Origin of the sequence: Allobranchiibius sp. GilTou38 (assembly GCF_017565325.1) — a bacterium.
Taxonomy (GTDB): Bacteria; Actinomycetota; Actinomycetes; order Actinomycetales; family Dermatophilaceae; genus Allobranchiibius; species Allobranchiibius huperziae.
Genome location: NZ_JAGEKN010000006.1, coordinates 38,760 through 55,850 on the forward strand (window position 1 = coordinate 38,760; position 17,091 = coordinate 55,850).

The window sequence follows — 17,091 nt, forward strand, 5'->3', positions numbered from 1 at the left end:
TCACGGGTGGCCCTGCTCGTCGTCGCCGCCCACCGACCAGGAAGCGTCATGGAAACCGCCGAGATCCGTCGCCGTTGGCTCGCCTACTTCGAGGCGCGCGGGCACACCGTCGTACCCAGCGCCTCGCTGATCTACGACGACCCGAACCTGCTGTTCGTCAACGCTGGCATGGTGCCGTTCAAGCCGTACTTCCTCGGCGAGCAGCAGCCCACGTGGGACCGGGCCACCAGCGTGCAGAAGTGCGTTCGCACGGGTGACATCGAGGAGGTCGGAAAGACCTCCCGGCACGGCACGTTCTTCCAGATGAACGGCAACTTCTCCTTCGGCGACTACTTCAAAGAGGGCGCGATCGACTTCGCCTGGGGGCTGCTGACCACCAGCCAGGCGGACGGCGGCTACGGCCTGAACCCGGAGCTGCTGTGGCCGACCGTCTTCCGCGACGACGACGAGGCGTACGCGCTGTGGCGGGACCGGATCGGCGTCCCCGAGGCGCGCATCGTGCGCCGCGACGAGGAGGACAACTACTGGAGCATGGGCGTGCCCGGCCCGGGCGGTCCCAGTTCGGAGATCTTCTACGACCGCGGTGCCCGGTACGGCGCCGACGGCGGCCCGGCGGTCGACGAGGACCGCTTCATGGAGATCTGGAACCTGGTCTTCATGCAGGACGAGCTGTCGGCGTTCCGCACCAAGTCCGACTTCGACATACGGGGACCGCTGCCGCGGCGCAACATCGACACCGGGATGGGCCTGGAGCGGATGGCCTCCGTGCTCCAGGGCAAGGACAACCTCTACGAGATCGACGAGGTCTATCCGGTCCTGGCCAAGGCCGCGGAGATGACCGGCCGCACGTACGGCGCGAAGTCCGGTCATGCCGCGACCAGCTCGCACCCCGACGACGTGCACCTGCGCGTGGTCGCGGACCACATCCGCTCGTCGCTGATGCTGATCGGCGACGGGGTGACCCCCGGCAACGAGGGGCGCGGCTACGTGCTGCGGCGGATGCTGCGCCGCGCGGTGCGCGCGATGCGACTGCTCGGCTACCGCGACCACGCGCTGCCCCAACTGCTGCCGGTCAGCAAGGACCGGATGAAGGCGAGCTACCCGGAGCTGGAGAGCGACTTCGCGCGGATCAGCCAGATCGCGTACGCCGAGGAGGACGCTTTCCGGCGCACCCTCGACGCCGGGACCACGATCCTGGACACCGCCGTGACGAAGGCGAAGAAGGAGCCGTCCCCGCAGCTGTCGGGTGACGCCGCGTTCCAGCTGCACGACACCTACGGCTTCCCGATCGACCTCACCCTGGAGATGGCCGCCGAGCAGGGCGTGCAGGTCGACGAGGCGGGCTTCCGCTTCCTCATGCAGGAGCAGCGCGACCGCGCCAAGGCGGATGCCAAGGCCAAGAAGTCCGGGCACGCCGACGTCGGCGTCTGGACCGAGCTGCTGTCGCTGGGTCGCACGGACTGGCAGGCGTACGAGCACCTTTCGGTCGAGGCATCGATCGTCGGGCTCGTACGCGACGGTGAGCGCCAGCAGGAGCTCGAGCCGGGCGCGACCGGGCAGGTCGTGCTGGACCGCACGAGCTTCTATGCCGAGTCCGGTGGCCAGATCGCGGACTCCGGCGACATCGTCACCGACCAGGGCGTGCTGAAGGTGCTCGACGTGCAGCGCCCGGTCAAGGGACTGGTCGTGCACACCGTGCAGGTGCAGGACGGGCCCGTGCGGGTCGGTGAGCAGGTGCAGGCGAAGGTCGACCCCGACTGGCGGGTCGCGGCCTGTCAGGCGCACTCGGGCACCCACGTGATCCACGCCGCGCTGCGCCAGGTGCTCGGCCCGTCGGCGCTGCAGTCCGGCTCCTACAACAAGCCGGGCTACCTACGGCTCGACTTCGCCTGGGGCTCCGCGCTGTCGCCGGAGACCCGCTCGGAGATCGAGGAGGTCGCCAATCTGGCCGTGCGCAAGGACCTTCCGGTGTCCGCACAGTTCATGACGTTGCCCGAGGCGCGTGAGTGGGGCGCTCTGGCGCTGTTCGGTGAGACCTACGACGAGCAGGTGCGCGTCGTGCAGATCGGCGGCCCGTGGTCGCGGGAGTTGTGCGGTGGCACCCACGTCGCGCACTCCTCGCAGGTGGGCGCGCTGACCCTGACCGGTGAGTCATCGGTCGGTTCCGGCGTACGCCGTGTCGAGGCCTTCGTGGGCATGGATGCGCTGCACTACCTGGCCGGCGAGCGGGCGATGGTGGCCGAGCTGTCCGGACTGGTGAAGGTGCAGCCGGCCGAACTGCCCGCGCGTATCTCCGACTTGCTCACCCGGGTCAAGGACGCGGAGCGGGAGATCGCCAAACTGCGCCAGCAGCAGGTGCTGGCCGGCGCAGGCGACCTGGTCGCGGGCGCCAAGGACGTCTTCGGTGTGCGGTACATCGGCCACGATGCCGGTGCGGCGAGCGCCGACGAGGTACGCGCCCTGGTGCTGCAGCTGCGCGACCAGCTCGGTGACGCGACGCCGGCGGTCGTGGCGATCACCGGTGTCAGCAAGGACCGGCCCGTCGTGGTCGTAGCGACCAACGCGCAGGCCCGCGAATGGGGCGTGCGTGCCGGCAATCTCGTGAAGGTCGCGGCCGGCGTCCTCGGCGGCGGTGGCGGCGGCAAGCCCGACCTCGCCCAGGGCGGTGGCAGCGATGCCGGCAAGACCGGGGACGCGCTGACCCGGGTCGAGCACACGGTGGGCGAGACGGTCACGGCCCGGTGACCCCGATCGATCCTGCCGCGAGGCGGCGATGAGGCCGGGCGCCCGCCTCGGCGTCGACGTCGGATCGGTGCGCATCGGTGTCGCGACCAGCGATCCGGACGCTCTGGTCGCCACCCCGCTGCGTACGGTCCGCCGCGACCCCGCAAGCGTCGCCGACACTGCCGAGGTCGCGCACGAAGCCGGAGAACGCGACGTCCTCGAGATCGTCGTCGGGCTGCCGCTCTCGATGGACGGGGTGGAGCGGGCTGCCGCGCAGACGGCCCGGTCCTGGGCCGTCGCCCTGGCGAAACAGGTGCCGGGAGTGGTCGTCCGGCTGGTCGACGAGCGCTTGAGCACGGTGGACGCACAGCGCGCCCTGCACGCCGCCGGGCGTACGGCCCGCACCAGTCGGGAGATCATCGACCAGCAGGCAGCTGTGCTGATCCTGCAAGCCGCGCTTGACTCCGAGCGTGTTTCCGGACACGCTCCGGGAGAAATCGTCGGCGGCCGCAAACCGCGTACTCGGCAGAGCCGCCGACGCCCCTCGGAAGGAAGGCCCGGATGAACGACTCCCATCTCGGGGATTCGATCTTCGGCTCATCCGGGCGCGGCGCCCAGCAGGGTGGTCGGGACGCGACCGGCCCGCTGTCCGATGCGGACCCGGACGCCACCGGGCCGGTGCCACCCGCGGTGGCAGCCCCGGCCGTGAGCAGGCGCGAAGCGCGTGAGCGCGACCTGCAGCAGCAGGCCCCGGCTCCCCGGCCACGCGAGGCACGGCCCCGCAGACAGCCGGACGACGACGGCCGTCGGCCCGCGGTGCGTGGATGCCTGGCGCTGATCGTCGGTGCGCTCGTGATCGGTGCTGCCCTCATCTTCGCCATCTCGACGCTCGGCTCCTCGTTCCTGCCCAAGTTCGGCGGGGGCGGCGCGCTCGCCGGTGGCGGCGGGGACTACGTGGGCGCGGGCACCGGGAGCGTGACCATCACCGTCGCGCCGGGCGACTCCGGGACGGCGATCGGCGAGACCCTCCAGAAGGCGGGGGTCGTGAAGTCGGCCAGCTCCTTCACCGCGCTCGCCGCTAACAACTCCAAGTTCGCGGCGCTGCAGCCGGGGACCTACCGGCTGCGCAGGCACATGAGCTCCGCCGACGCGCTCGACGTACTGCTGGATCCGAAGGCGAAGGTGTCCGGGGGAGTCACCATCCCCGAGGGTCTGTGGGCCACCGAGATCTACAGCCGTCTGTCCCAGGCGACCAAGGTGCCGCTCGCGGACTACACGAAGGTGCCGGTCGCGTCTCTCGGCCTGCCGGCAGCTGCGCGGGGCCGGGTCGAGGGATACCTCTTTCCCTCGACGTACGACTTCCCGAAGGGCGCGAGCGCCCAGACCCAGCTGCAGGCCATGGTGACCCGCTTCAAGCAGGAGGTGGCGAGTCTCGGGATCCCGCAGAGCCGCCTTGCGAAGGTCACCATCGTGGCCTCGCTGGTGGAGGCGGAGGCCAGTCGTGCACAGGACGGCCCGAAGGTCGCGCGCGTGGTCGACAACCGCATCGCACGCGGGATGCCGTTGCAGCTGGACTCCACGGTGAACTACCTGCTGCACCGCCGCGGCAAGGTGACCACCAGCAACGGCGAACGCGACTCTTCGAGCCCGTACAACACCTACCGCTCCGCCGGACTGCCGCCCGGGCCGATCGACAACCCCGGACTGGCATCCCTCCGTGCGGCGTACCAACCCGCGGCGGGTCCGTGGCTGTACTTCGTGACCGTCAACCTGGCCACGGGCGAGACGGTCTTCGCCTCCGACAGCACCGGGCACGCAGCCGCGGTACGACGTTTCCAGGCCTGGTGCACCGCGCATCCGGGCAAGTGCTGAGCGGTCCACGGGCGGCGGTCCTCGGCCGGCCGGTGGCGCATTCGCTGTCGCCGGTCCTGCACCGGGCGGCGTACGACGCGCTCGGCCTGTCCGACTGGACCTTCGACCTGTTCGACGTGGGCGCGCAGGAGCTGCCGGGCTTTCTCGCCTCGCTCGACGAGCGGTGGCGCGGACTGGCCCTCACGATGCCGTTGAAGGAGGCTGCGCTGGCCCTGGCCGATGTCGCGTCGCCGACCGCGCTGCGTACCGGGGCGGCGAACACGTTGATCCGGCAGGACGATTCATGGCACGCGGACAACACCGACGTCTTGGGGATCCGCGCGGCGCTGCTCGATGCGGGTGTCGCCCCCGGCGCCGGGCGGGCCCTCGTCCTCGGGTCCGGCGCCACCGCCCGGTCGGCCCTGGCTGCCCTGGCGGGGCTCGATCTGCGCGACGTCGTCCTCGCAGTGCGCGGCGAGGCCCGCCCCGAGACGCTGCGGCAGGCCCGTGACGCGGGGATGACGATCAGGGTGGCGCCGCTCGACGATGCCGCCCATCTGCTCACCCAGGTGCCGGTCGCGGTGAGCACCCTGCCGCCCGGCGGGGCCGACGCGGTCGCAGCCACGCTGGGGGAGCGGCAGCTCACCGGGGACGGGGTCCTGCTCGACGTTGTCTACGCCGGGTGGCCGACGCTGCTGGGGACTGCGGCGCGGAGCGCGGGACTCAGCGTCGTGCCCGGCATCGAGATGCTGATCCACCAGGCTGCCGCCCAGGTGCGGTCCATGACGGGCCGGGACGCGCCGCTCGCGGCGATGCAGGCGGCTGGACGGGCGGCGCAGCGCACCCAGGGGGCGTGACAAACTCGGGCGCATGTTGCGTTGGTTGACCGCCGGTGAGTCCCACGGCCCGTCCCTCACCGCGGTGATCGAGGGTCTGCCCGCCGGGATCCCGGTCAGCCGGGAGGATCTGGTCGCCGCCCTGGCCCGCCGCCGGCTCGGATACGGCCGCGGTGCCCGGATGAAGTTCGAGCAGGACGAGGTGCAGTTCACCGGCGGGGTGCGGCACGGCCGCACGATGGGCTCGCCGGTCGCGATCACCATCGCCAACACCGAGTGGCCCAAGTGGGAGACGGTGATGAGTCCGGAGCCGGTCGACGTCGACGACCTCCGGGCCGCCGACGACGTGGGCGCCCCGAAGGAACAGGCCCGGAACAAGGCGCTGACCCGGCCCCGGCCCGGCCACGCCGACCTGGTCGGGATGCAGAAGTACGGCTTCGACGAGGCCCGCCCGGTGCTGGAGCGCGCGTCCGCGCGCGAGACGGCCGCGCGGGTCGCCCTCGGTGAGGTCGCCGCGCGGTTCCTGCAGGCGGCGTACGGCATCCGGCTGGTCTCGCACACGGTCGCCATAGGCGGTGCCGTGGTCGCCGACGACGTACCGCTGCCGGATCCGGACGACGTCGACTCGCTCGACGCCGACCCGGTGCGCACCCTGGACCCGGCCGGATCCGCGGCGATGGTCGCTGCGATCGACGCCGCCAGGCAGGCCGGGGACACGCTGGGCGGAGTGGTCGAGGTCATCGCCTACGACGTCCCGCCGGGCCTCGGTTCCCACGTGCACTGGGACCGGCGGTTGGACTCCCGGCTCGCCGGCGCGCTGATGGGCATCCAGGCCATCAAGGGCGTCGAGGTGGGCGACGGGTTCCGGACCGCGACCCGACCCGGCTCGCAGGCCCACGACGAGATCGTGCGCGAGGACGGCGTCGTACGCCGCACGTCCGGGCGGGCCGGCGGCACCGAGGGCGGCATGTCCACCGGTGAGGTGCTGCGGGTGCGCGCCGCCATGAAGCCGATCTCGACCGTGCCGCGGGCGCTGCGCACGATCGACACCGCGACCGGCAAGCCCGCCACCGCGATCCACCAGCGCTCGGACGTGTGCGCGGTGCCGGCGGCGGGAGTCGTCGCCGAGGCGATGGTCGCGCTCGTGCTGGCGCAGTCGTGCCTGGAGAAGTTCGGCGGCGACAGCGTCGTGGAGACCGCGCGCAACCACCTGAGCTACCTGGAGTCCATCCCGGCCGAGATGCGGACCTGGTGAGCGTCGTCGCGGTCCTGATCGGACCCCCCGGTGCGGGCAAGACCACCGTCGGTCGGCGGGTCGCCGCCCGGTTGCAGGTGCCGTTCGTCGACACCGACCAGCTGGTCGAGCAGGAGGCCGGTGCGAGCATCTCCGACATCTTCGTGGAGCAGGGCGAGCAGGCGTTCCGCGCCCTCGAGGCGGCCGCGGTCGCACGCGGCCTGCAGGGCGACGGGGTGCTGGCACTCGGCGGGGGAGCGGCGATGCACCCGGGCACCGCGGAGCTGCTGCGCGGTGCGCCGGTCGTCTTCCTGGACGTGACGATCAAGGACGCGGCGGGCCGGGTCGGCTTCGACGGTTCACGGCCCCTGCTGGCCGTCAACCCACGCGCCACCTGGACCCGGATGATGGATGCCCGGCGCCCGACGTACGAAGCGCTCGCGACGTGGCGGGTCGACACCGGTGGCCGCAAGATCGCGGAGGTCGTCGCTCAGGTGTCCGAGTTGATCGACCCCGGCTCGACGGAGCGGGCATGACGATCGACCGGATCCCGGTCGGCACCGCGTACGACGTGCTGGTCGGTCGTGGGGTCCTCGCGCAGCTGCCGGCGGTCGTGCCGGACGACGCCACCAGGGTCCTGCTCGTCCACCCGCCGACGCTGGCCGACCGCGCGGACGAGCTGGCCGCTGCGTTGCGCGCGGGCGACCGGTCGGTCCTGATTGCGCAGCTGCCGGATGCCGAGGCCGCCAAGACCGCCGATGTCGCCGCGCGTCTGTGGTCCCGGCTGGGCGAGGCGGGTTTCACCCGCACCGACGTCGTCGTGGGGTTCGGCGGGGGAGCCACCACCGATCTGGCCGGGTTCGTGGCCGCGACCTGGCTGCGCGGCATCCGGGTCGTGCAGGTGCCGACGACGCTGCTCGGGATGGTCGACGCCGCGGTCGGCGGCAAGACCGGCATCAACACCCCCGAGGGGAAGAACCTCGTGGGTGCCTTCCACGAACCGGTCGCGGTGCTGTGCGACCTGGACCTGCTGGCGACGTTGCCGCGGGCCGACCTGGTCGCGGGGCTCGCCGAGGTCGTCAAGTGCGGTTTCATCGCCGATCCGCGCATCCTGGAGCTCGTCACGGCGGACCCGGCGGCGGCGAGCGATCCGGACGGCGAGGTGCTGCCCGAGCTGGTGCGCCGGGCCGTCGCTGTGAAGGCGCAGGTGGTCGCCGCGGACCTCAGGGAGTCCTCGCTGCGCGAGATCCTCAATTACGGCCACACCTTCGCGCACGCCATCGAGCAGGTCGAGCACTACACCTGGCGGCACGGCGACGCCGTCGCCGTGGGAATGGTCTACGTCGCCGAGCTGGCTCATCGGGCAGGGCTGCTCGCCGCGGATCTGGTGGCCGAGCACCGCCGGGTGCTGACCTCGCTCGGCCTGCCGACGGCGTACCGGGACGGCCGTTGGGAGGATCTGCTCGCCGCGATGCGACGCGACAAGAAGACCCGCGGCGACCTGCTGCGCTTCGTCGTGCTGACCGACATCGCGGCGGTGACCCGGCTGGAAGGACCCACGGAGTTCGACCTGCGCGCGGCGTACGACGCGGTCAGCGCCACCGACTGATTCGGGGCAGGGCGTCCCGGCCGGTAGACTGAACCTCACGATCCGGCGGCCGAATCGGCACCCACCCCGACGCAGACACGCGGCATGTGCGCCTGTCTGCGTCGATCCGTGAGTGCGTGGCTCCGGGATCGATCCCCGAGACCTGCACCTGAACTACCGAAGGAAGTCCTACCCGTGGCGAGCACGAACGAACTGAAGAACGGTCTGGTCCTCTCCATCGACCGCCAGCTGTGGTCGGTGGTGGAGTTCCAGCACGTCAAGCCCGGCAAGGGGCCGGCCTTCGTGCGCACCAAGCTCAAGAACGTCCTGTCCGGCAAGGTCGTGGACCGCACGTTCAACGCCGGTGTGAAGGTCGAGACGGCCACCGTGGACCGCAGCGACATGCAGTACCTCTACAAGGACGGGTCCGACTACGTCTTCATGGACGTCAAGACCTACGACCAGGTGACCATCCCTGGCGCGACCGTCGGGACCGCCGCGAACTTCCTGCTCGAGAACAACGAGGCGATCGTGGCCACCCACGACGGCACGGTGCTCTACGTCGAACTGCCGACCTCCGTGGTCCTGGAGATCACCCACACCGAGCCCGGCCTGCAGGGCGACCGCTCCACCGGCGGCACCAAGCCCGCTACGCTGGAGACCGGCGCGGAGATCTCCGTCCCGCTCTTCCTGGAGACCGGCGTCAAGGTCAAGGTCGACACCCGCGACGGGTCGTACCTCGGCCGCGTGAGCTGAGGCGACGGTGGGCGCTCGCACCAAGGCTCGCAAGCGCGCGCTCGACCTGCTCTTCGAGGCCGAGCAGCGCGGTGTCAACGCCGTGACGCTGCTCGACGAGCGGGTCGCGGAACCCGTCACACCGGCACCTTTGCCGGACTACACCGCCGACCTGGTCCGCGGCGTGGTGGCGCACTGGTCGGTCATCAACGAGACCATCCAGACCTACACCGACTGGCCGATGGACCGGATGCCGGCGGTCGACCGGGCCCTGCTGCGGCTCGCGGTCTGGGAGCTCGCGTTCAACGACGACGTACCGGAGAAGGTGGCGATCGCCGAGGCGACCCATCTGGCGAGTGAGCTGTCCACCGACGCCTCGCCGCAGTTCATGAGCGGCCTGCTCACCCAGGTCGCGCAGGTCAAGCACACCCTGGCCTGAGTCGACCCCCTCGGCCCCGACCGGGTGGGGTCGCGGCGCGCTTCATACGGCGCGCGGCGACCCTCGTCGTCCGCCGTCGTCTTCGGTGTGACCGATCCCGGGAAGATCGGCGTGGCGGCTTGCATTTCGCCAGGCTCGTAACCCCCCACGCTGAACGTCGCCTGTGGCACGGTATGGAGGCCCACCAGCCTCACCTGTCACAGGAGTCCCAGTGAAGATCCGTCGTGGATCGTCCGCCGCCTGTCGCGCGGCCCTGATCGGCACCGTCACGGCGACCGCGACCATGGGTCTCGCGGCCGGACCGGCCGGCGCCGATCCCGCACCGGCGCCGTCGCCCGTCCCTCCCGTCACCAGTGCCGCCGCTCCGGTGTCCGCCACCGCGGGCGCCACGGGGACCCGGGTCGTGTCGTACGGCGGGGTGTCCGTGCGGGTGCCGGCCGCCTGGCGGGTCGTCGACCTGGACAAGACCCCCGGCGCCTGCGTGCGACTGGACGTCCCGACGGTCTACACCGGCGCGGCGGCGGCACAGCAGGACTGCCCCGCCCACCTGGTCGGCCGGGCGGACACCCTCTGGATCGCGCCGTCGGCCACTGCCGCGGGCACGCCGAGCGGCCGGGTGGGCACCATGGCCGCACGCGTGATGACCGACGCCACCGCACACGAGCAGTTGGCCGCGGTCGCCGGACGCAAGGTCGTCATCCAGGCGACCTGGGGCACCTCCCGGACGGACGTCGACGCGGCCCTCGCGAGCGTCACGGGCACCACCGGGTCGGTCCCTGCGGCAGCCCTGGCGCGCGCCGCGACGAGCCCGGGCGCATCGGCCGCGCAGGCGGCTGCCACCGCCGGCCCGCAGGCGAGCACCAGCGCCGTGGCCGCATCGACCTCGGCGTTCACCGGGTTCGGGCTGGATACCTGCTCCGCTCCCTCGACCAGTGCCCTCAGCGCGTGGAAGAGCTCGCCGTACCGCGCCGTCGGCGTCTACATCGGCGGCGCGAACCGCGCGTGCGGCGACGGCAACCTGTCCGCGTCCTACGTGTCGGCGGTCAGCAGCGCGGGATGGGGTCTGATCCCGATCTACGTCGGGCTGCAGGCACCGTGCGTCCAGGCCAGCGGCCTGTCCACCATCTCTCCCTCCAGTGCCGCCAGCCAGGGCACCGCGGCTGCCGCCGACGCCGTCGCGAAAGCCCGGTCGTTCGGTATCGGCACCGGCCGGCCCCTCTACTTCGACATGGAGAACTACGGTCTCGGCAGCTCGTGCCGCAACGCGGCGCTGACGTTCCTCTCCGCGTGGACCACCGCCGTCCACCGGTCCGGCTACCTGTCCGGCGTGTACGGGGGCCCGCCCTCGGTGATGAGCGACATGTCCTCCGCCGGCAGCAGCTTCGTCGCGCCCGACCACGTCTGGTTCGCGTACTGGAACGGCCTGGCGAACACCAGTGCCCAGTCGTCGTACTCCCGCTTCTCCGACGCCGAATGGGCGAACCACCAGCGGCTGCACCAGTACGCCGGGAACGTCACCGAGTCCTGGGGTGGTGTGCGGATCAACATCGACGCGAACTGGATCGACGCGCCGCTCGCCGGTAATGCGACGCCCGTCTCGTACGGCAGCAACACCACCGGGCCCGTCGGAGCCGGGTTCTCCCTGACCGGACCGATGTCCTCCTGGCACACGATGACCGGCCAGGGGCTGGGTGGCCACGCGCTCTACACCGGCAGCAGCGGCACCTCCACGGAGGTCAACGGCGCCACATGGTCGAGGTACCTGGGGGCAGGCACCTACAGCGCGATGGCCTACGTGCCGTCCAGCAACAGCAGCGGGCGGGCGCGCTACTCCATCACCGGCGGCGGCGTGTCGACCGGTTCGGTGCTCGACCAGTCCAGCGCCAAGGGGTACCGCTCGGTCGGCACCTTCACGCTGCACTCGGCCGCCACGGTTTCGGTGCACGTCGGCGACAACGGCGGCAGTGCAGCGCACACGCCGTTCGCGGTCGACGCCATGTGGTTCAAGGCGCTCTCGTCGACGACGCCGCCGCCGCCCGCACCGGCCGTACCCGGCCCTTCGTCGCGGCTGTCCGCCACGGTCGGCAGCGGCTCCTCGACGGTCGACTGGGCGGCCCCGACCACCGGTGGCACGGTCGGCAGCTACACCGTCACGGCGTCCCCCGGCGGGCGGTCGGTCAGCGTGGGCGCCGGCGCGCGCAAGGCCACGCTGACCGGGCTCAGCAACGGCACGACCTACCGCTTCACCGTCGTCGCCAAGAACGCCGGCGGCTCGGGGCCGGGCGTCACCACGGGCACCGTCGTGCCGACCGCGTCGACCCGTCTGACCGCCGTCGGTCCCGTGCGGCTGGTCGACACCCGCTTCGGCACCCGTTTCAACGCCGTCCACACGCCGCTCGCTCCCGGGGCGTCCCTGAAGATCTGGGTCAGCGGTCTGGTCGGATCGCCCGTGCCGTCCTCTGCGACCGGCGCCCAGCTGCACCTGAGCGTCTCCACGTCCAGGCCGGGCTGGCTCACCACCCCCGGAGGGGCCGTGGTGTTCGGCGGATCGCAGGTCACCTCCTCCTCGCGGCTCTTCCCGCTGACCGGCCGTTCGGTGACGGTCACCAACCACGGCCCGGCTGCGGTGCACCTGATGATCGACGTCGAGGGCTACGCGTCGACCAGCGGCAGCCGGTGGACGGCGACGACGCACACCCGGATCGTCGACACCCGCGTCGGCACCCGGTCCAACAGCCGACGTACCGCGATCGAGGCCGGCGCCACGGTCACCTTCAAGGTGGCCGGTGCGTCCGGTTCACCGGTCGCCACCGGGTCCGCGAGCGCGCTGCTGAACGTCACCGCGACCTCGGCGGGCTCCGCGGGCTACCTCACGGTGAGCAGCACCAGCACCTCGGTGCTGGCCTTCGGTGCAGGGCGCAGCGTCGCGAGCACGACGCTGGTCCGGCTCGGCTCGTCGGGCACGATCACCGTGACCAACCGCTCGGCGCACAGCCTGCACGTCATCGTCGATGTGCAGGGGTACGGCGGTGCGTCCGGCGGCCAGTGGACCCAGGTGCCGCCGACGCGGATCCTGTCCGGTGTCACTGCCACGGCGGCGTTCTCCCGCGCGGTGCAGATCCCCGCCCGCGGATCGGTCACGGTGCAGGTGCGCGACACCTACGGCACGCCGGTGCCCGGCACGGCGACCGGTGTCGAGGTCGTGCTCGACGCCGAGTCTGCTCAGGCCGCGGGGTATCTGACGAACGGCACGGTCTCCAGCGCGAGCTCGCTGCTGGGCTTCACCGCGGGTGGAGCGGGCACCAACACCGCACTGCTGCCGATCAGCGGCAGGGGCACGGTGACGATCACCAACGTGTCGGGCGGGAGCGTCCGGCTCACACTCGACGTCACGGCGTACACCGGTCCCTGACCCGTGCGCTGCGCGGCGCACCGCGCGGTTGTCAGCGTCTCTCTGGTGGATGCGCCAGACAGACGCTGACAATCACCGGCCGAGCGAGTCCGAACGCGTGGACGCCGTCGGCGGGCGGGCGCTCCCTCCGCTACCATCGGGGCCGACAGACATCCTTTAACGATCCGTCCTGCGAGGCGGCGAAGGAGGTCATGACGCTTGTCGACGCGTCCAGACCGTAAGGCTCCCGGTGCATCCACCGGTCGAGTAGTCCTCTCCGAGAACGAGATCCGTCGCGCCCTGCGCCGTGTGGCGCACGAGTTGCTCGAACGCAACAAGGGCGCCGATGACCTGGTGCTCCTCGGGATCCCGCGCCGCGGTGCCACCCTGGCCGCGCGCCTGGCCGAGGCGATCGCCGAGGTGGAGGGCGTGCACGTGCCCACCGGCGCGCTCGACGTCACGATGTACCGCGACGACCTGCGCCTGCAGCCCATCCGCACCGCCGCACCCACCCAGATCCCGCCCGCCGGCATCGACGACGCCGTCGTCGTGCTCGTGGACGACGTGCTCTTCCACGGGCGGACCGTGCGCGCGGCGCTCGACGCGATCGGCGACCTCGGCCGCCCGCGCGCCGTACGCCTCGCCGTGCTGATCGACCGGGGACACCGCGACCTGCCGATCCGCGCGGACCACGTCGGCAAGAACCTCCCCACCGCGCTGCGCGAACGCGTGCACGTCTCCCTGGTGGAGGACGACGGGATCGACGAGGTGCGCATCGTCGACGCGCCCGCCGCCGACACCTCGGAGGCGACGTCGTGAGGCACCTGCTGTCTGCTGCCGACCTGGACCGGGATCAGGCACTGACCATCCTGGAGACCGCCACCCAGATGCACGACGTGCAACACCGCGAGGTCAAGAAGCTGCCCGCCCTGCGCGGCCGCACGGTCGTCAACCTCTTCTTCGAGGACTCCACCCGCACCCGGTCATCTTTCGAGATCGCCGGGAAGTGGCTGTCCGCGGACGTCATCAACATCTCCGCCAAGGGCTCCTCGGTGAGCAAGGGGGAGTCGCTGCGCGACACCGTCACCACGGTCGCGGCCATGGGCGTCGACGGGCTGGTGATCCGTCACCACGCGAGCGGTGCGCCTGCGCAGGTCGCCGACTGGGTGGACGCCATCGTCGTCAACGCCGGTGACGGCACCCACGAACACCCCACCCAGGCCCTGTTGGACGCGTACTCCATCAGTCGCCGCATCGGCGACCTCGCCGGCAAGCACGTGGTGATCGCCGGAGATCTGACTCACTCCCGCGTGGTGCGCAGCAACCTGCTGCTGCTCAAGACCCTCGGCGCGCAGGTGACGCTGGTGGCCCCGCCGACGCTGATGCCCAGTGGGATCGGCGCCTGGAGCGAGGCGGCGGGCTTCGCCACGACGTACGACTTCGACGCGGTGCTGCCGGACGCCGACGCGGTGATGATGCTGCGGGTGCAGAAGGAGCGGATGACCGGCGGGTACTTCCCGACGCCGCGCGAGTACACCGTCGGCTACGGCCTCACCCGGGAGCGGCTGAAGCTGCTCCCGCCGAACGCCGTGATCGCTCACCCAGGTCCGATGAACCGGGGGCTGGAGATCACCGCCGACGCCGCCGACGAGGCCCGCTCGCTCATCCTCGACCAGGTATCTGCCGGCGTCGCGGTGCGGATGAGCGTGCTCTACCACCTCCTGGGAGGAGCGCAATGATCACCCCACGAAGTTCTCCGCTGCGCTCCGATACTTCGCGGGGACCCCGATCGGAGAAAGCAGTGACTGATTCGTATCTGATCGTGGGCCCGGACGTCGTCGGCGAGGGCCGCGCCGACCTGCTGCTGCAGGACGGCGTCGTCCGCCGCGTGGAGACCGGCTCCGACGCCCCCCGCGACGCCCGGCGTATCGACGCCGACGGCCTCGTGGCGCTGCCCGGCCTCGTCGACTTGCACACGCACCTGCGCGAACCGGGCCGCGAGGACGCCGAGACGATCGCCACGGGGTCCGCGGCCGCGGCCGCGGGCGGCTTCACAGCCGTGCTCGCGATGGCCAACACCGACCCGGTCACCGACACGGCCGAGGCCGCAGAACGGGTACGCGAGCTGGGCCGGCAGGCCGGGCTGGTCGACGTGCACCCCGTGGGTGCCGTCACCAAGGCCCTCGCGGGGGAGCAGCTCGCCGAGCTGGGGCTGATGGCCCGGTCCCGCGCCCGCGTGCGGGTCTTCTCCGACGACGGCAAGTGCGTGCACGACGCGCGGCTCATGCGCCGAGCGTTGGAGTACGTCAAGGCGTTCGGCGGCGTGGTCTCCCAGCACGCCCAGGATCCGCGCCTGGCGGGCTCCGACGCGTGCGCCCACGAGGGCGAACTGTCCGGGCGGCTCGGCCTCCCGGGCTGGCCCGGGGTCGCCGAGGAGGTCATCGTCGCCCGCGACGTGATGCTCGCGCGGCACACCGGCAGCCGGGTGCACATCGCGCACGTCTCCACCGCCGGCTCGGTGGAGGTGCTGCGCTGGGCCAAGGCGCAGGGCATCGCGGTCTCCGCCGAGGTGACCCCGCACCACCTGATGCTGCCGGTCGAGAAGGTCGCGACGTACGACCCGACCTTCAAGGTCAACCCGCCGCTGCGACCCGTCGAGGACATCGCCGCGCTGCGGGAAGCGCTGGCGGACGGCACCATCGACGCGGTCGCCACCGACCACGCACCGCACGCCCGGCACGACAAGGAGCACGCGTTCGCCGAGGCGGCGTTCGGGATGCTCGGCCTGGAGCAGGCGCTGCAGGTCGTGCACACGGTGATGGTGCGCAGCGGGTCGATGCACTGGACGCAGGTGGCGGCCGCGATGTCGACGACGCCGGCTCGGATCGCCGGGCTCGACGATCAGGGCGGTGGCCTCGCCGACGGGGCTCCGGCCAACCTGGTGCTCTTCGACCCCGCTGCACGCGTCACGGTCGACCGAGACGCCTCGCGGTCGCTCTCGTCCAACAACCCCTGGCACGGCATCGCGCTCGACGGCGCGGTGCACGCCACTTTCCTGCGAGGTCGGGCGACGCTGCTCGACGGCGAGGTGCACGCGTGAATCAGCAGACAGCACAGGATCTCTTCGCACTGGACAGGTCGCCCGCGACCCTGGTGTTGGAGGACGGCACGACCTTCACCGGCGAGGCGTACGGCGCGAGCGGCGTCACCTTCGGCGAGGCCGTCTTCTCCACCGGTATGACCGGCTACCAGGAGACGCTGACCGACCCCAGCTACCACCGGCAGGTGGTCGTGATGACCGCGCCGCACGTCGGCAACACGGGCGTCAACGACGAGGACGGGGAGTCGCGACGGATCTGGGTGTCGGGCTACGTGGTGCGCGACCCCGCACTGCGACCGTCCAACTGGCGCTCGGTGCGCACCCTGGAGGACGACCTGAGCGACCAGGGCGTGGTCGGCATCTGCGGGATCGACACCCGCGCGCTCACCCGCCACCTGCGCGAGCGAGGGGCGATGCGCGTCGGCATCTTCTCCGGCGATGCCCTCACCACCGGCGATCTGGTCGCCCGCGTGCAGGACGCGCCCCGGATGGACGGCGCGGAGCTGGCCTCCGAGGTCACGACGCCGACCGCGTACGTGGTGCCGGCGGTGGGGGAGAAGCGCTTCACCGTCGCCGCGATCGACCTCGGCATCAAGGCCGCCACGCCCGCGAGTCTCGCGGCCCGCGGCGTCGAGGTGCACGTGCTGCCGGCGGACACGACGTATGCGCAGATCGAGGCGCTCGCCCCCGACGGGGTGTTCTTCTCCAACGGACCGGGCGACCCGGCGACCGCGCCCCAGGTGGCGCTGCTGCGCGAGGTGCTGCTCGCGCGGATCCCGTTCTTCGGCATCTGCTTCGGCAACCAGCTGCTCGGCCGGGCGCTCGGCTTCGGCACCTACAAGCTGAAGTACGGCCACCGCGGCATCAACCAGCCGGTGCTCGACCGGAGCACCAGCAAGGTCGAGATCACCGCGCACAACCATGGATTCGCCGTCGACGCGCCGCTGGACGGTGACGTGCTGGCGCCCGAGGGTGCGCCGTACGGGCGGGTGCGGGTCTCGCACGTCTGCCTCAACGACGACGTCGTGGAGGGGCTGGAGTGCCTCGACCTGCCGGCGTTCTCGGTGCAGTACCACCCCGAGTCCGCTGCCGGCCCGCACGACGCGGCGTACCTCTTCGACCGGTTCACCGACCTGATGGCCAGCAACAAGGAGAACCACTGATGATGCAGTTACTACGTCGGGGTCCCCGCG

The 17,091-nt window shown here is 71.8% G+C and carries 14 protein-coding genes; all 14 read left to right on the plus strand.

The features are described from left to right. Window positions 1–48 precede the first annotated feature (48 nt). The 14 genes from alaS (at window position 49) to carA (ending at window position 17,061) form a co-directional block, all read left to right on the plus strand. Complete coding sequence (gene alaS, locus JOB34_RS05335) at window positions 49–2,745, plus strand: alanine--tRNA ligase (protein WP_208051744.1); 2,697 nt, start codon at window positions 49–51, stop codon at window positions 2,743–2,745. Between the two features lie 28 nt (window positions 2,746–2,773). Continuing rightward, window positions 2,774–3,289, plus strand: coding sequence for a Holliday junction resolvase RuvX (gene ruvX / locus JOB34_RS05340; protein ID WP_208051745.1), 516 nt, complete (start codon window positions 2,774–2,776; stop codon window positions 3,287–3,289). Next, the gene (mltG, locus tag JOB34_RS05345; RefSeq protein ID WP_208051746.1) at window positions 3,286–4,596 is read left to right on the plus strand and encodes an endolytic transglycosylase MltG; all 1,311 of its coding nucleotides are present in this window, start codon (window positions 3,286–3,288) and stop codon (window positions 4,594–4,596) included. The genes ruvX and mltG overlap by 4 nt, the downstream gene beginning before the upstream one ends. Beyond that, the gene (locus tag JOB34_RS05350) at window positions 4,590–5,432 is read left to right on the plus strand and encodes a shikimate dehydrogenase (protein WP_347813734.1); all 843 of its coding nucleotides are present in this window, start codon (window positions 4,590–4,592) and stop codon (window positions 5,430–5,432) included. The genes mltG and JOB34_RS05350 overlap by 7 nt, the downstream gene beginning before the upstream one ends. A 13-nt stretch (window positions 5,433–5,445) precedes the next feature. After that, the gene (gene aroC / locus JOB34_RS05355) at window positions 5,446–6,666 is read left to right on the plus strand and encodes a chorismate synthase (RefSeq protein WP_208051747.1); all 1,221 of its coding nucleotides are present in this window, start codon (window positions 5,446–5,448) and stop codon (window positions 6,664–6,666) included. Then, the gene (locus JOB34_RS05360) at window positions 6,663–7,181 is read left to right on the plus strand and encodes a shikimate kinase (protein WP_208051748.1); all 519 of its coding nucleotides are present in this window, start codon (window positions 6,663–6,665) and stop codon (window positions 7,179–7,181) included. Before aroC ends, JOB34_RS05360 begins: the two co-directional genes overlap by 4 nt. Further along, window positions 7,178–8,254 carry a 3-dehydroquinate synthase gene (gene aroB, locus JOB34_RS05365; RefSeq protein ID WP_208051749.1) on the plus strand — a complete coding sequence of 359 codons (1,077 nt, stop codon included), beginning with the start codon at window positions 7,178–7,180 and terminating at the stop codon, window positions 8,252–8,254. The genes JOB34_RS05360 and aroB overlap by 4 nt, the downstream gene beginning before the upstream one ends. A gap of 174 nt (window positions 8,255–8,428) precedes the next feature. Next, window positions 8,429–8,989, plus strand: coding sequence for an elongation factor P (gene efp, locus JOB34_RS05370; RefSeq protein WP_179480355.1), 561 nt, complete (start codon window positions 8,429–8,431; stop codon window positions 8,987–8,989). 7 nt (window positions 8,990–8,996) lie between these two features. Further along, a complete protein-coding gene (gene nusB, locus JOB34_RS05375; RefSeq protein WP_179480357.1) occupies window positions 8,997–9,407 on the plus strand; it encodes a transcription antitermination factor NusB in 411 nt (136 codons plus the stop codon). Window positions 9,408–9,618: 211 nt separating this feature from the next. After that, window positions 9,619–12,819, plus strand: a complete 3,201-nt coding sequence (locus JOB34_RS05380) for a glycoside hydrolase domain-containing protein (protein ID WP_208051750.1) — start codon at window positions 9,619–9,621, stop codon at window positions 12,817–12,819. A 198-nt stretch (window positions 12,820–13,017) separates the two neighbouring features. Continuing rightward, window positions 13,018–13,617, plus strand: coding sequence for a bifunctional pyr operon transcriptional regulator/uracil phosphoribosyltransferase PyrR (pyrR, locus tag JOB34_RS05385; RefSeq protein WP_208051751.1), 600 nt, complete (start codon window positions 13,018–13,020; stop codon window positions 13,615–13,617). Beyond that, window positions 13,614–14,537: an aspartate carbamoyltransferase catalytic subunit gene (locus tag JOB34_RS05390; protein ID WP_179480363.1), complete on the plus strand. Its 924-nt coding sequence runs from the start codon at window positions 13,614–13,616 to the stop codon at window positions 14,535–14,537. The genes pyrR and JOB34_RS05390 overlap by 4 nt, the downstream gene beginning before the upstream one ends. A 62-nt stretch (window positions 14,538–14,599) precedes the next feature. Then, the gene (locus tag JOB34_RS05395; RefSeq protein WP_347813735.1) at window positions 14,600–15,898 is read left to right on the plus strand and encodes a dihydroorotase; all 1,299 of its coding nucleotides are present in this window, start codon (window positions 14,600–14,602) and stop codon (window positions 15,896–15,898) included. Further along, a complete protein-coding gene (gene carA / locus JOB34_RS05400) occupies window positions 15,895–17,061 on the plus strand; it encodes a glutamine-hydrolyzing carbamoyl-phosphate synthase small subunit (RefSeq protein ID WP_347813736.1) in 1,167 nt (388 codons plus the stop codon). The genes JOB34_RS05395 and carA overlap by 4 nt, the downstream gene beginning before the upstream one ends. The last annotated feature ends 30 nt before the right edge of the window (window positions 17,062–17,091 follow it).

What these genes read in the sequence shown, in the direction of transcription:
- alaS (WP_208051744.1), top strand. Translation starts at nt 49, where the DNA reads ATGGAAACCGCCGAGATCCGTCGCCGTTGGCTCGCCTACTTCGAGGCG.
- ruvX (WP_208051745.1), top strand. Translation starts at nt 2,774, where the DNA reads ATGAGGCCGGGCGCCCGCCTCGGCGTCGACGTCGGATCGGTGCGCATC.
- mltG (WP_208051746.1), top strand. Translation starts at nt 3,286, where the DNA reads ATGAACGACTCCCATCTCGGGGATTCGATCTTCGGCTCATCCGGGCGC.
- aroC (WP_208051747.1), top strand. Translation starts at nt 5,446, where the DNA reads ATGTTGCGTTGGTTGACCGCCGGTGAGTCCCACGGCCCGTCCCTCACC.
- aroB (WP_208051749.1), top strand. Translation starts at nt 7,178, where the DNA reads ATGACGATCGACCGGATCCCGGTCGGCACCGCGTACGACGTGCTGGTC.